General features: G+C 47.2%; 2 tRNA genes. Both read right to left on the reverse strand.

Annotated features, from left to right (window positions below):
* Positions 1-102: 102 nt before the first annotated feature.
* A tRNA-Pro gene (locus KNO92_RS14750) sits at positions 103-179 on the reverse strand.
* Positions 180-185: 6 nt separating this feature from the next.
* Positions 186-262 (reverse strand) — tRNA-Arg (locus KNO92_RS14755).
* Positions 263-352: the final 90 nt, after the last annotated feature.

A 352-nucleotide genomic window follows, 5' to 3' on the forward strand; every position in this document is an offset into this window, starting at 1 on the left:
AATTTGATATAGCTCTTAAATTGACGAAGCTTGCGCTTCATTCAAAAAATTGTAAAACTTATTTTTGCCTCATCGTTCAGTTTTCAAAGACCAAAAAATAAATGGTCGGGAAGACAGGATTCGAACCTGCGACCCCTTGGTCCCAAACCAAGTGCTCTACCAAGCTGAGCTACTTCCCGTAATAATGGTGCACCCTGAGAGATTCGAACTCCCGGCCTTTAGATTCGTAGTCTAACGCTCTATCCAGCTGAGCTAAGGGTGCAATATGGTGCGGTCGAGAGGACTTGAACCTCCACGGTGTTAACCACCACTAGGCCCTCAACCTAGCGCGTCTACCGATTCCGCCACGACC

This window comes from Exiguobacterium sp. s129 (genome assembly GCF_018617585.1).
In the GTDB taxonomy this organism is placed as follows: domain Bacteria; phylum Bacillota; class Bacilli; order Exiguobacteriales; family Exiguobacteriaceae; genus Exiguobacterium; species Exiguobacterium aestuarii_A.